The organism is Vibrio sp. Vb1980 (genome assembly GCF_033338615.1).
GTDB classification, from domain to species: Bacteria; Pseudomonadota; Gammaproteobacteria; order Enterobacterales; family Vibrionaceae; genus Vibrio; species Vibrio alginolyticus.
On sequence record NZ_JAWOSZ010000013.1, the window covers coordinates 84,653 to 97,490 of the forward strand.

Here is a 12,838-nt window from a genome sequence, read left to right on the forward strand (position 1 = left end):
CAAAATGGTTTCATTGGCCGCTCAGTGTAGTGCTATTAGATTCCTAACCTCGCTGGAGTGACACAAAAAATCGTTAAGCTATCTGCATTAATCTTTCGCGCTGGTGTTTTTGTAGGAGTGTTATCCACTTGTACAAGTTTTGCTTAAACATAAACATCAATGAAAAAGTAGATAGTGATGAGAATAGAAGAAAGAGCAACAAACCCTTTAACATGATTGGGATTCAGTTGACGAGATACACGAGCTGCAAGATACCCACCTACCAACGTACCGACCAAAACAACACTACCTGTGTGCCAATCAATGGAGCCATTGGCAACAAAAATCACGATAGCAATGAGTGAAACACACGTAGATACGAGCAATTTCAAACCGTTCATTAAATTAATGTCTTGGTGACCAGCTACTACCAGATAACTCAGAACAATAACCCCTAAACCTGCGTTGAAAAAACCACCGTAAGCAGAGACACCAACAAGTAGTAAACCCAACGCGATTGCTCCGAGTATGCCAGCATGTTTGTGCTCTTTCGCGACAGTTTTGATTAGCATTGTTAAACGAGAACCGGTGAGAAAAAGCACGGTGGCAAATAAGAGTAACCAAGGGATGGCTTCCATAAATAGCGATTCTGGCGTGTTGAGCAACAGATATGCTCCGACAGCGCCGCCGACTAAACTGAATGAGACTGTGAACAGCAGTTCATGCTTGTTCTTCATGATCTCTTCTCTGAACCCGACGGCTCCACTAATGTAACCCGCACATGAAGCATATGTGTTTGTTGCGTTAGCCATAATAGGAGGAACACCAACTGCCAATAGAGCCGGAAAAGTAATAAAGCTTCCGCCTCCCGCTATGGAGTTAATGATCCCACCAATTACGCCAGCAATGAATAAAAGTGAGAGTTCTAAAAGCATAAACAATCCTTGTTATGTTCTTTTTTATTGTTAGAGCTTCAGATGATCTAACCTACATGCTCTAATGTTCTGATATGAGGTTTACTTTACCCGCTCTAAAACAAAATTGTTCAGTTCTGTAACGTTTTTGATGACATGAACGGCTTTACTTTGAGAGTACCCTTCGAGGCGATACATAAAGTCATCATTCCAGAATGCGGGGCATTGCTGAAGAACTTTGTAGCTTTGTAACGTTCCTTTCAGTACCGAACTACCATCAGGCCAACCTTCAGGTTTTATGAATAGTCCTTTAAGGAGACGTTTCGTCACAAACCAATAGCTTACGGAGTATGGTAGATCAATATAAATGAGAGTATCGGCTGCATCTAAACGAGCGTTGAAAGAGCTGATCGGTCCAAGGCCATCTATAATCCAACGATCTGAGCTTAGTATATTGCTATGGGCTTCATCAAAAACGTTACGCTCGACGGGATCACCGTTTGGTTTATAGACTATTGAATCTAATTGATGAAGAGGAAGACCGGTAGCAGACGCGATTGCTTTACTTACCGTCGATTTTCCACTGCCGGGTTTACCAAAAACTGCTATTTTTTGCATTGTGACCGCCTCCAAGAGAGCTTTTCCCATACGGTAGAGACAGAAAACCCACCGCTATGGGTGGGTTCGATAAATACTGAGCGCATCAAAAAATCCCACCATTCCTATGGAATGATGATAATTCGTTGGTTAAGTTGCGCTAAGTGTGTGTTCATACAATCACCTTCATATAACGACAGTGATTTGTCAATACCATCTGCACAATAAGCGAACGATTTGGAGGGCGGAAGATAAAGCCATCACGATGGATGGCTTTATCTAGGTTGAAAGAGACAGCGATTACTGCTCAACGCTGACTGGCTGTGCTTTAAACTTTTGAATCAGCTTTACGATTAGTGGACTTGCCAATACCAATACAGCTAAAACAGTAAAGGTAAGGGTAATAGGACGCTCCCATAGGAAACTCAGTTCTCCATCTGAAATCATTAATGCGCGGCGTAAGTTCTCTTCCATTAATCCTCCAAGGATGAAGCCCAGCAATAAAGGTGCGAGCGGGAAGTTAGCGAGCCGAAGTGCAATGGCAGCCATAGCCACAATCAGCATCACGAACACATCCATAGTGTTAAAAGAGACCAAATAAACCCCGGTGATTGAGAAGAATAAAATCATCGGTAGAAGCACCGTTCTTGGAACCGCCAAAAGCTTTGAAATGTACGGAATCAATGGTAAGTTCAGGATCACAAGTACGATGTTGCCGAAGTACATGGAAATGATCACTGACCAGAACACATCTGGGTGTTCAACAAATAGGCGAGGGCCAGGTTGAATACCATAAGCGATCAGCGCACCGAGCATTATTGCTGTTGTACCAGAGCCCGGAATACCAAGCGTTAATAGCGGTACAAATGAACCACTAGATGCTGCATTGTTCGCAGACTCTGGCGCAACCAAACCACGGATACTGCCTTTACCGAACTCATCCTTTTTCTCTTTAGGTGCGAGGTTGCGCTCCATACCATAGCTTAAAAAAGCAGCAATGGTTGCCCCTGCGCCAGGAAGAACGCCAGTGAAGAAACCTAATATTGAAGAGCGAATTGAAACAGGCGCAACATCTTTGATTTCTTCCTTGGTCACTTTCATTGAGCCAATGTTGCTCAGCTTTTCTTGTTCTTCATCGCTGGTGTCTTTTGATGGTTTAAGGATGCCCATCAGTGTCTCACCCAGTGCGAATGTCGCCATTGCAAGCAACAAGAAGCTAAAGCCATCCATTAAATCCGTTAAACCGAAGGTAAAGCGTTCAACGCCTACGCCTTTATCGATTCCAACTGTAGATAGCATCAAACCAAGAATGGTCATCATCCACGCTTTGATTACCTGACCTTTCCCCGCAAAAGCCGCGACTGCTGATAACCCAAGTAGCATCAACGCAAAATAGTCCGACGATTGGAAGCTAAGGGAGACGCTAGCCAATGCTGGTGCGGCAACAAGCAACATAATGGCAGATAGCGTACCGCCAGTGAAAGACGAATAAGCTGCCAAAGCTAATGCTTTACCTGCCTGGCCTTTTTGAGCCATTGGGTAGCCGTCGAATGCTGTGACCACGGTTGAAGAACAACCCGGCGCGTTGATTAAAATCGACGATGTAGAACCACCAAATACCGCACCGTAATAAACACCCGCCATTAAAATAAGGCCAGAGGAGGGCTCTAGGCCATAAGTAATTGGGATCATCAAAGCAATGGCTGAGATCGGCCCAAGTCCAGGTAACATGCCGATAAATGTACCGACGAAGCAACCAACGATCACCATCATAATGTTCATTGGCATTACTGCGGTGGATAAACCTTGTAGAATTCCATCTAACATAATTCAGTCCTTTCTTTGACTACCAGATGGTGAAAATCAAACCCGGTTCGAGATAGATGTCCAAACCTTGAGTGAGTAATAAGTAGAACGCGATCACGAATGGAAACGACGCGCCAAACAGAACGGGTTTACGTCTTTCCCCGAGCAGATAAAAGCCAGCCAATAAAAAGAAGCCAGTAGCTATCACAAAACCTAGATAAGTCAGGCCCACGCCGTAGAGCGCCATTAAAATTAAAAAGGCAATCAGTAACTTCCAATTGAAGGTCAGCACTGCGCCACTTTGTTTATCTGGTTGTCCTGTCACCAGCAATAGCAAAGAAAGGCCGACACCAACGTAAGTCAGGATGGTTGGCAGAGTACGTGCGGTGAATGGTTCATACTCATCACCTGGAAACAATGGAATTTGTGAGGTTTGATAACCGTAGCAAAGACAGAAAAGTAGAAAGATCATTGCGCCGACGCGGTCACGACAGAGCAAATACTCTTTGGTGAAAAAGTTGGTTGAACGAGGCATATTCAACTCCTAACAAAAGTAAAAAAGACCGCATATGGACGTCAATGAATAAACTAAACCATTAACAATTAAGCATTTCGCTGCTAGTCGAGCCGCTTTGGGTATATAAACAAAGGAGTGTGCATGTCGATTGTCGACAATGTCCATATGCGGTGAAACTTAGAGTACAAATACAATGGGGAAATACCAACCTACGTTATTCATTGAGGTTGGTATCTGAGGGACCCCAATTCGATTGTTACTTCAGGAAGCCTAACTCGCGCATTAAGTCACCCATCTGCTGCTCTTGATCTTCAAGAAACGCGAAGAATGCTTTATCCGCTTTATAGTTGTCGATCCAACCATTGCGGTCTCGAACGACTTGCCATTCGTCGGTGTTATACATTTTAGTAAATGCGGCATTCCATTCATCTAGCTTTTCTTGGCTTGTGCCTGGTGCTGCAAAGAATCCACGCCAGTTAGCAAAGACAGTTTCATTACCATATTCGGTGAGAGTTGGAATGTTAGGCGCAGCTTCTAAACGTTTTGGTGCTGTAATCGCTAACACTTTCACTTGCCCAGACTTAGACATTTCGAGTACTTCACCTAGCCCTGTAGAGAGCAGTTGTGTTTCGCCTGAAAGTAGGGCTGCCATGGCTTTTCCACCTGCATCATAGGCAATGTAACGAACTTTACGCGCATCAAAACCTTCACCTTTGAAAGCTGCTGCTATAACCAAATGATCCATAGAACCACGAGCAGAGCCACCAGCAACCTTCACCTTACGTGGGTTTTCTTTAAAAGCTTTAACGACATCTTCCCAAGAGCTATAAGGAGAATCGGCTGATGTAACAATGGCGCCATAATCGGCAACCGTTGCGGCAACAGGAGTCAAGTCGCGGAAAGATTGTGGGAAGATCCCACTGAGCGAGCGAACGACGATCGGTGTTGAGTTCACCATGAGTGTATCTTCTTGACGATCAGCCGTTTCAATCAAATGTGCGATTGCTTTGCCACCGCCACCACCAGATAGGTTTTGAAATGATACGGTTTCGACGATGTCTGACTTTATTAATACATCACCAGTACCTCGGGCGGTCATGTCCCAACCGCCACCGGCACCTCCAGGGATAAGAAAGTGCATTTTTTCAATATCTGCAGCAAGAGCGTTGAATGAAAATGAAGCTGCGATGATTGAAGCGGCGAGCGTTGGTTTGAGTACCTTTAACATGTTCACGTTCCTTATGTTAGCGACTCTATTTAGTTGAGCCTTATTGTTTTTGCTCAGTTGTCATGCCTTGTAAGCGTTAAAGCTGAACTTGGTGTAAAGGTTAATTAAGTGTTAAATATCTGTCTGTAAAAGAGATATAAAGAGAATATTGAGCATTTCGGTTATTTTGTTCATAAAGTGCACGGCGAGAAGTTGGTGTTAGGTCACGCGGCTTTACGCTTTGGTAGGCCATAATAAAATGACGGAAATGAACGAGGAAAAGAGAATGAAAGGGACGTGTTTGTGCGGGGCAATTGAAGTCATCGCTGAGGTTAAAAATGAGGTTAGCCTGTGCCATTGCTCGATGTGTCGAAAATGGTCGAGTGGCGCACTTCATGCGGTGCATTGTGGGCCTAACGTGACGTTTAAAGGTGGCGAACCTAAACGTTATCAGTCGTCAGACTGGGGAGTGAGGGGGTTTTGCGGTGAGTGTGGCACAAACCTTTTCTACCATTTGTTGCCGACAGGTGAGTACATTCTTTCCGCTGGTTTGTTCGATAACCCAGATTTCAAACTCACTTTAGAGATTTTTACCGATGAAAAGCCAGCTTATTATGACCTCAATTCCGCTTCACAAAAGATGACTTCGCAACAAGTCTTTGATCAATTTGTACCTAAAGAATAGTTTTTTATCCGATTATTGTTCGACAGCTGAGCTTTTAGTTTTTAGATCATAAGCTTAAAGGTTTATAAGTTGTCGACAATATGAGTTCCCCATTCTTTATTCCTGCTAAAAACGGCACTTAATAGGCATTTTAGGCCCATTTAAATTACGACCTTAGTCTAAATTGTCGACAATTTACTTGATTGTCGACACTTTGATCGACTACTTTATATTCAGGTTAAAAAATTGTAGACATTTCGATGTCGGTAACAAGAGTATCTGAATATGAACTCTGAGTTGAAAGCTCGTTATAAAGTGCTGGGTTCTGAGAAAGAACACACCAAATCCGAAACGCTGACCGAAACACTCATTGAAGTCATTGTTAATGGCGACGTGAAGCCTGGCCATAAGATATCAGAGCCTGAGCTAGCAAAGAAATATCAAGTCAGTCGTGGGCCTTTGCGTGAAGCATTGATGCGCTTAGAGGGGCTAGGGCTCATCGAGCGAATTCCTCATGTTGGGGCTAGAGTGACCACTTTTTCTCCGGAAAAGCTGATAGAACTTTATGCCGTTCGAGAAGCATTGGAAGGCATGGCGGCAAGGTTAGCTGCGCGACACATTACGCAAGAAGAGCTCTTAAGCTTGGAAATGCTATTGTCGACACATTCCAAGCATATAGACCAAATGGAAGGCGCGTCTTACTTCCATCAACATGGTGACTTTGATTTTCACTATCGCATCATCCAAGCGAGCAGAAACAGTAAGTTAATATCTCTGCTGTGTGATGAACTCTATCACTTATTACGGATGTATCGTTACCAGTCGCCACGTGCACAATCTCGCCCGAATGAGGCACTCACCGAACACAAATTCATTTTGGAAGCCATTCGCAATCGCGATGAAGAGCTTGCAGAAATGTTGATGAGAAGACACATATCAGGAAGTCGAAAGCTCATCCAATCTCAAATTATACATACAGAAAGTTTAGACAAAGACTAGAAGGAATTCGTCATGAGCTTAACACCGGGAGCGAAATTCAGACTCGCCATTGAACAAAATAATCCACTACAAATTGTCGGCACTATAAACCCGTATTGCGCCATGATGGCAAAAAACTTGGGTCACCAAGCGATTTACTTGTCTGGTGGCGGTATCGCAAATGCGTCATACGGATTGCCGGATCTCGGTATCACAACATTAAACGACGTTTTGGTTGACGTTGACCGCATCACTAACGCATGTGATTTGCCTCTTTTGGTTGATATCGACACGGGTTTTGGCGGTGCATTTAACATTGCTCGCACGATCAAAGCGATGGAAAAAGCAGGCGCGGCAGCGGTGCACATGGAAGACCAAGTTGCACAGAAACGTTGTGGTCATCGTCCGAACAAAGCAATAGTCAGCCAGCAAGAGATGGTTGATCGTGTAAAAGCCGCGGTTGATGCACGCAATGATGAAAGTTTCGTGATTATGGCTCGTACTGATGCGCTAGCTGTTGAAGGCATGGACAGCGCAATCGAGCGTGCGATTGCGTGTGTGGAAGCTGGCGCAGACATGATCTTCCCCGAAGCGATGAACAAGCTGGACCAGTACCTTCAGTTTTCAAATGCGCTTGAGCAAGCGACCGGAAAGCACGTTCCTATTCTGGCGAATATTACAGAGTTTGGCGCGACACCGCTGTATGGCTGCGATGAGCTAGCGAAAGCAAAAGTGGACATGGTGCTTTATCCATTAAGTGCGTTCCGTGCCATGAACAAAGCTGCTGAAACGGTCTACAAACATTTGCTAGAAGTGGGTAATCAGGAAGCACTGGTTGATTCGATGCAAACACGTAAAGAGTTGTATCAGCACCTGAATTACCACGACTATGAAGACAAACTTGACCAGTTATTCTCTGAAGGGAAATAGCGGGGAAAAGCAAAAATAGACGGAAGCCCAAGAAAAAGATAATCGGAATTTATCTCATCTAATAACGTGAAATTCGTTTGGCTAAAAACACCCCAGAGAGGGAAAAGTCAGACAGAAAAGGAGTTCAAACAATGTCTCAAACTGCAGAAAAGAAAGCAGAATTAGGTGGCGCAGGCCTTCGTGGTCAAAGCGCAGGAAGCACAGCTTTATGTACTGTCGGAAAAACGGGAACTGGTTTAACTTATCGTGGATACGATATTACTGATCTTGCGAACAACGCACAGTTTGAAGAAGTGGCTCACCTTCTGTTACGCGGTCACTTGCCGAATCAACAAGAACTTGATGCGTACAAAACACACCTACTCAGCCTTAGAGGTTTGCCAGCCGAGCTAAAACAAGCTTTAGAGTTGATTCCTGCAAGCGCACACCCAATGGACGTAATGCGCACGGGTTGTTCTGTATTGGGTAACCTAGAGCAGGAAATGAGCTTCGAGGAGCAACTGAAAGCAACCGAACGTATGCTAGCCTTGTTCCCTGCCATCATCTGTTACTGGTACCGCTTTAGTCATGATGGCGTGCGTATCAACACCGAGGATCAGACTGAAGATTGCATCGGTGGTTACTTCTTGCGATTACTTACAGACAAAGCGCCATCTGCGCTGCACAAACAAGTGATGCATTGCTCGCTCATTCTTTATGCTGAACATGAGTTTAATGCTTCTACATTCGCAGCACGCGTTTGTGCATCAACGTTGTCAGACATTCATTCTTGTATCACGGCGGCAATCGGTACGCTTCGTGGGCCACTTCACGGAGGTGCGAACGAAGCGGCGATGGAAATGATTGAAGATTGGCAAACGCCCGACGAGGCGGAAGCGAACATCATGAAAATGCTAGCCAATAAAGACAAGATCATGGGCTTTGGTCATGCGATTTATCGTGAAAGTGACCCTCGCAACGCCTTAATAAAACGATGGTCCAAAGAGCTATCGAAACAAGTTGGTGATACACATCTATATGCGGTTTCTGAGCGTGTTGAATCAGTGATGAAGCGAGAGAAAGGTCTGTTCTGTAATGCGGACTTCTTCCATGCATCGGCTTACCACTTCATGGACATTCCAACCAAACTATTTACCCCAATCTTTGTGATGAGTCGTTTAACGGGCTGGGCTGCACACGTTTATGAACAGCGTGCCAATAACCGTATTATTCGCCCAAGTGCCGATTATACGGGCCCAGATCATCAAGAATGGGTGCCTATCGAGAATCGCTAGCGCGAAGGTCAACGAGGGCATTATATGCTTTGGTTGACCACCTCCTTCCTTTGTCATTCTCTCTAACAGAGGAAGGAGATCCTCTCATCACTGTGTTTCTGGAGCAATGGAAAACCTTGATGAAGGCAAGATGTAAAGACTGAATGGAAGCAAACCATGAACACAAATATTAATACTCAATATCGTAAGCCGCTTCCGGGAACTCAACTGGATTATTTTGATGCACGCGAAGCCGTCAATGCCATTTCTCCTGGAGCCTATGAAACACTCCCTTATACCTCTCGCGTGCTAGCTGAGCAACTGGTCCGCCGCTGTGACCCGAACACATTGACAGATAGCCTGAAACAGTTAATTGAACGCAAACGCGATCTTGATTTTCCTTGGTATCCAGCACGCGTTGTTTGTCATGACATTCTTGGTCAGACCGCTCTAGTCGATTTAGCGGGTCTGCGCGATGCCATTTCAGATCAGGGCGGTGATCCTGCAAAAGTGAACCCAGTGGTTGAGACACAATTGATCGTTGACCACTCTTTAGCGGTTGAACATGCGGGCTTTGACCCTGATGCCTTCGACAAAAACCGCGCGATTGAAGAGCGCCGTAATGAAGACCGATTCCACTTTATTGAGTGGTGTAAAACAGCGTTTGAAAACGTCAGCGTGATTCCAGCTGGGAATGGCATCATGCACCAAATCAACTTGGAAAAAATGTCTCCTGTGGTACAAGCAAAGCAGGGCATTGCCTACCCAGACACCTGTGTGGGTACGGACAGTCACACGCCTCACGTAGACGCTCTTGGTGTTATTGCGATAGGTGTCGGTGGTCTGGAAGCAGAAACCGTCATGCTTGGCCGACCATCAATGATGCGTCTACCAGATATTGTCGGTGTCAAACTGACGGGTAAACGTCAACCGGGCATTACCGCAACGGATATTGTCCTCGCGATTACTGAGTTTCTGCGTAATGAGCGTGTGGTATCTTCATATCTTGAATTCTTCGGAGAAGGCGCACGTGATCTAACGATCGGAGACCGCGCAACGATTTCAAACATGACACCAGAATACGGCGCAACAGCTGGCATGTTTTATATTGATGAGCAGACCATCAATTACTTGAAACTAACTGGTCGAGATGAAGAACAAGTTGCTCTAGTAGAAAATTACGCAAAACAAACCGGTCTTTGGGCAGACGATCTTGATAGCGCCGTTTACGAGCGCGTACTTGAGTTCGATTTATCATCAGTTAGCCGTAACTTGGCTGGTCCGTCAAACCCTCATCGTCGTTTACCAACTTCTGAGTTGGCACAGCGCGGTATTTCTGGAGCGTGGGAAGAGAAAGAAGGCGAGTTGCCAGATGGTGCAGTGATCATCGCTGCTATTACCTCATGTACGAATACCAGTAACCCAAGAAACGTGGTTGCTGCTGGCCTTGTCGCGAAGAAAGCCAACGAACTTGGTCTTGTACGTAAACCTTGGGTGAAATCGTCTTTTGCTCCGGGTTCTAAAGTTGCACGCTTGTATCTGGAAGAAGCGGGCTTATTACCAGAGCTAGAGAAGCTTGGCTTTGGCATTGTTGGTTACGCATGTACAACTTGTAACGGTATGAGTGGTGCGCTGGATCCAAAAATCCAACAAGAGATCATCGACCGTGATTTATATGCAACAGCGGTGCTTTCTGGTAACCGTAACTTTGATGGTCGAATCCATCCGTACGCCAAACAAGCTTTCTTGGCTTCACCACCATTGGTTGTCGCTTATGCACTAGCCGGTACCATTCGTTTTGATATCGAGCGCGATGCGCTTGGCACGGACCAAAACGGCAAACCAATTTATCTCAATGATTTGTGGCCAAGCGATGAAGAGATCGATGCAGTTGTCGGTACTCATGTTAAACCAGAGCAGTTTAAGCAAGTTTACATTCAGATGTTTAAGCTGAATGATCAAGAGCAAAATCCCAACCCGCTGTACGACTGGCGTCCGATGAGTACCTATATCCGCCGACCACCGTACTGGGAAGGTGCGCTAGCGGGAGAAAGAACATTGTCTGGTATGCGTCCATTGGCGATTCTGGGCGACAACATCACCACTGATCACTTATCACCATCCAACGCGATTCTCGCAAGCAGCGCAGCAGGTGAATACTTAGCGAAAATGGGTGTGCCAGAAGAAGATTTCAACTCTTACGCGACTCACCGTGGTGACCACTTAACGGCGCAACGCGCGACCTTTGCTAACCCGAAACTATTTAACGAAATGGTGAAAGAGAACGGTGAAGTGGTTCAGGGTTCTCTGGCGCGAATCGAGCCGGAAGGTCAGGTTGTACGCATGTGGGAAGCGATTGAGACCTACATGAACCGCAAGCAACCACTGATTGTTGTTGCAGGTGCTGACTATGGTCAGGGTTCATCTCGTGACTGGGCAGCAAAAGGCGTTCGATTGGCTGGTGTAGAAGCAATCGTTGCAGAAGGCTTTGAGCGTATTCACCGAACTAACTTGGTTGGCATGGGCGTGTTACCACTGCAATTTAAGCCGGGTGTTAATCGCAATACATTAGAACTGGATGGTACTGAACTGTATGACGTGGTTGGTGAAATCAAGCCGGGTGCAGATTTAGCCTTGGTTATTACACGTAGCAATGGTGAGAAAGTCGATGTTCCGGTCACCTGTCGCTTAGATACCGCTGACGAAGTTCACGTGTACAACGCGGGCGGTGTTCTGCAGCGTTTCGCGCAAGATTTCTTGGCACAATAAGGAGTGCGTATGTCAAATAATACTCCGAATCAAACAAGCCAAATAAAAGTGCCCGCGACGTACATGCGTGGCGGCACGAGTAAAGGTGTCTTTTTCAACCTAGAGGATTTACCTCAAGAAGCGCAAGTGGCTGGAGCCGCACGTGACAAGCTGTTGTTACGTGTTATCGGCAGCCCGGATCCTTACGCGAAGCAAATCGACGGTATGGGTGGTGCAACCTCCAGCACCAGTAAAACAGTGATTGTTTCGCGCAGTAGCCAAGACGGTCATGACGTTGACTATTTGTTTGGACAAGTGTCGATCGACAAACCATTCGTCGATTGGAGTGGTAACTGCGGCAACTTGTCTGCGGCAGTTGGTCCCTTCGCCATTCATGCTGGGCTGATTCCACAAGACCGCATTCCAGAAAATGGAATTGTGACGGTGCGTGTTTGGCAAGTGAACATAAGCAAAACGATTTTGATTCACGTGCCAATCGTCAATGGTTTCGTCCAAGAAACCGGAGAGTTTGAACTCGATGGTGTCACGTTTCCAGCGGCAGAAATTCAAGTGGATTTTGTTGATCCTTCCGATGGCGAAGGAAGTATGTTCCCAACGGGTAACTTAGTTGATGATTTGGTGGTGCCGGATGTGGGTACGTTCAACGCGACCTTTATTAACGCGGGCATACCAACCATTTTTATTGATGCTGAATCGATAGGATATCAGGGCACCGAGCTGCAAGACGATATCAACAACGATGACACAGCATTAGCGATGTTCGAATCCATCCGTGCATATGGCGCGTTAAAAATGGGCCTGATTTCTGATTTAGAAGAAGCTCAAACACGCCAACATACGCCGAAAATAGCGTTTGTTTCTAAACCGAAAAGTTACCTGTCTTCAAGTGGTAAAGCCGTTAATGAGTCGGATATTGATGTGCTCGTTCGCGCGCTGTCGATGGGCAAGCTACATCATGCAATGATGGGAACAGCAGCCGTTGCTATTGCTTCTGCTGCGTGTGTGCCCGGAACGTTAGTGAATTTAGCCGCTGGTGGCGGTGAAAAAGAGTCCGTGACTTTTGGTCACCCGTCAGGAACGTTAAAAGTTGGGGCACAAGCGAAGCAAACTGAGCAGGGCTGGGTGGTGCAAAAAGCCATTATGAGCCGAAGTGCGAGAATACTGATGGAGGGATTTGTGCGTGTACCCTTCTATGTCTTCGATTAAAAGAGACGATCTTTGGAT

The 12,838-nt window shown here is 45.8% G+C and carries 11 protein-coding genes; 6 read left to right on the forward strand and 5 right to left on the reverse strand.

What is annotated here, in order from left to right; genetic code table 11:
* Positions 1–143 precede the first annotated feature (143 nt).
* From R7F64_RS18020 to R7F64_RS18040, 5 genes are all read right to left on the reverse strand, one after another.
* Complete coding sequence (locus R7F64_RS18020) at positions 144–914, reverse strand: sulfite exporter TauE/SafE family protein (RefSeq protein WP_047102688.1); 771 nt, start codon at positions 912–914, stop codon at positions 144–146.
* Between the two features lie 81 nt (positions 915–995).
* Positions 996–1,511 carry an adenylate kinase gene (locus R7F64_RS18025; RefSeq protein ID WP_054728525.1) on the reverse strand — a complete coding sequence of 172 codons (516 nt, stop codon included), beginning with the start codon at positions 1,509–1,511 and terminating at the stop codon, positions 996–998.
* A gap of 279 nt (positions 1,512–1,790) precedes the next feature.
* On the reverse strand, positions 1,791–3,317 hold the full coding sequence (locus tag R7F64_RS18030; protein ID WP_005388177.1) for a tripartite tricarboxylate transporter permease: 1,527 nt from the start codon (positions 3,315–3,317) through the stop codon (positions 1,791–1,793).
* A 19-nt stretch (positions 3,318–3,336) separates the two neighbouring features.
* Positions 3,337–3,831 (reverse strand): tripartite tricarboxylate transporter TctB family protein, encoded by a 495-nt coding sequence (locus tag R7F64_RS18035; RefSeq protein ID WP_005388179.1) that lies wholly within the window; start codon positions 3,829–3,831, stop codon positions 3,337–3,339.
* Positions 3,832–4,069: 238 nt separating this feature from the next.
* Positions 4,070–5,041, reverse strand: a complete 972-nt coding sequence (locus tag R7F64_RS18040) for a tripartite tricarboxylate transporter substrate binding protein (RefSeq protein WP_005388181.1) — start codon at positions 5,039–5,041, stop codon at positions 4,070–4,072.
* A 265-nt stretch (positions 5,042–5,306) separates the two neighbouring features.
* Here R7F64_RS18040 and R7F64_RS18045 point away from each other — a divergent pair, with 265 nt between their 5' ends.
* The 6 genes from R7F64_RS18045 to prpF all read left to right on the forward strand — a co-directional run bounded on the left by R7F64_RS18045 (position 5,307) and on the right by prpF (position 12,820).
* Positions 5,307–5,705 (forward strand): GFA family protein, encoded by a 399-nt coding sequence (locus R7F64_RS18045; protein WP_017633774.1) that lies wholly within the window; start codon positions 5,307–5,309, stop codon positions 5,703–5,705.
* Between the two features lie 264 nt (positions 5,706–5,969).
* Positions 5,970–6,683 carry a GntR family transcriptional regulator gene (locus R7F64_RS18050; RefSeq protein WP_005377279.1) on the forward strand — a complete coding sequence of 238 codons (714 nt, stop codon included), beginning with the start codon at positions 5,970–5,972 and terminating at the stop codon, positions 6,681–6,683.
* Between the two features lie 12 nt (positions 6,684–6,695).
* The gene (prpB, locus tag R7F64_RS18055; protein WP_005388185.1) at positions 6,696–7,592 is read left to right on the forward strand and encodes a methylisocitrate lyase; all 897 of its coding nucleotides are present in this window, start codon (positions 6,696–6,698) and stop codon (positions 7,590–7,592) included.
* A 131-nt stretch (positions 7,593–7,723) separates the two neighbouring features.
* Positions 7,724–8,866 (forward strand): 2-methylcitrate synthase, encoded by a 1,143-nt coding sequence (prpC, locus tag R7F64_RS18060; protein ID WP_005377283.1) that lies wholly within the window; start codon positions 7,724–7,726, stop codon positions 8,864–8,866.
* A 156-nt stretch (positions 8,867–9,022) separates the two neighbouring features.
* The gene (gene acnD / locus R7F64_RS18065) at positions 9,023–11,614 is read left to right on the forward strand and encodes a Fe/S-dependent 2-methylisocitrate dehydratase AcnD (RefSeq protein WP_136976232.1); all 2,592 of its coding nucleotides are present in this window, start codon (positions 9,023–9,025) and stop codon (positions 11,612–11,614) included.
* 9 nt (positions 11,615–11,623) lie between these two features.
* On the forward strand, positions 11,624–12,820 hold the full coding sequence (prpF, locus tag R7F64_RS18070) for a 2-methylaconitate cis-trans isomerase PrpF (protein ID WP_318071957.1): 1,197 nt from the start codon (positions 11,624–11,626) through the stop codon (positions 12,818–12,820).
* Positions 12,821–12,838 lie beyond the last annotated feature (18 nt).

Excerpts from the sequence above, each read along its gene's own strand:
- R7F64_RS18020 (WP_047102688.1), bottom strand. The coding sequence starts at position 914 with ATGCTTTTAGAACTCTCACTTTTATTCATTGCTGGCGTAATTGGTGGG.
- R7F64_RS18025 (WP_054728525.1), bottom strand. The coding sequence starts at position 1,511 with ATGCAAAAAATAGCAGTTTTTGGTAAACCCGGCAGTGGAAAATCGACG.
- R7F64_RS18030 (WP_005388177.1), bottom strand. The coding sequence starts at position 3,317 with ATGTTAGATGGAATTCTACAAGGTTTATCCACCGCAGTAATGCCAATG.
- R7F64_RS18035 (WP_005388179.1), bottom strand. The coding sequence starts at position 3,831 with ATGCCTCGTTCAACCAACTTTTTCACCAAAGAGTATTTGCTCTGTCGT.
- R7F64_RS18040 (WP_005388181.1), bottom strand. The coding sequence starts at position 5,041 with ATGTTAAAGGTACTCAAACCAACGCTCGCCGCTTCAATCATCGCAGCT.
- R7F64_RS18045 (WP_017633774.1), top strand. The coding sequence starts at position 5,307 with ATGAAAGGGACGTGTTTGTGCGGGGCAATTGAAGTCATCGCTGAGGTT.
- R7F64_RS18050 (WP_005377279.1), top strand. The coding sequence starts at position 5,970 with ATGAACTCTGAGTTGAAAGCTCGTTATAAAGTGCTGGGTTCTGAGAAA.
- prpB (WP_005388185.1), top strand. The coding sequence starts at position 6,696 with ATGAGCTTAACACCGGGAGCGAAATTCAGACTCGCCATTGAACAAAAT.
- prpC (WP_005377283.1), top strand. The coding sequence starts at position 7,724 with ATGTCTCAAACTGCAGAAAAGAAAGCAGAATTAGGTGGCGCAGGCCTT.
- acnD (WP_136976232.1), top strand. The coding sequence starts at position 9,023 with ATGAACACAAATATTAATACTCAATATCGTAAGCCGCTTCCGGGAACT.
- prpF (WP_318071957.1), top strand. The coding sequence starts at position 11,624 with ATGTCAAATAATACTCCGAATCAAACAAGCCAAATAAAAGTGCCCGCG.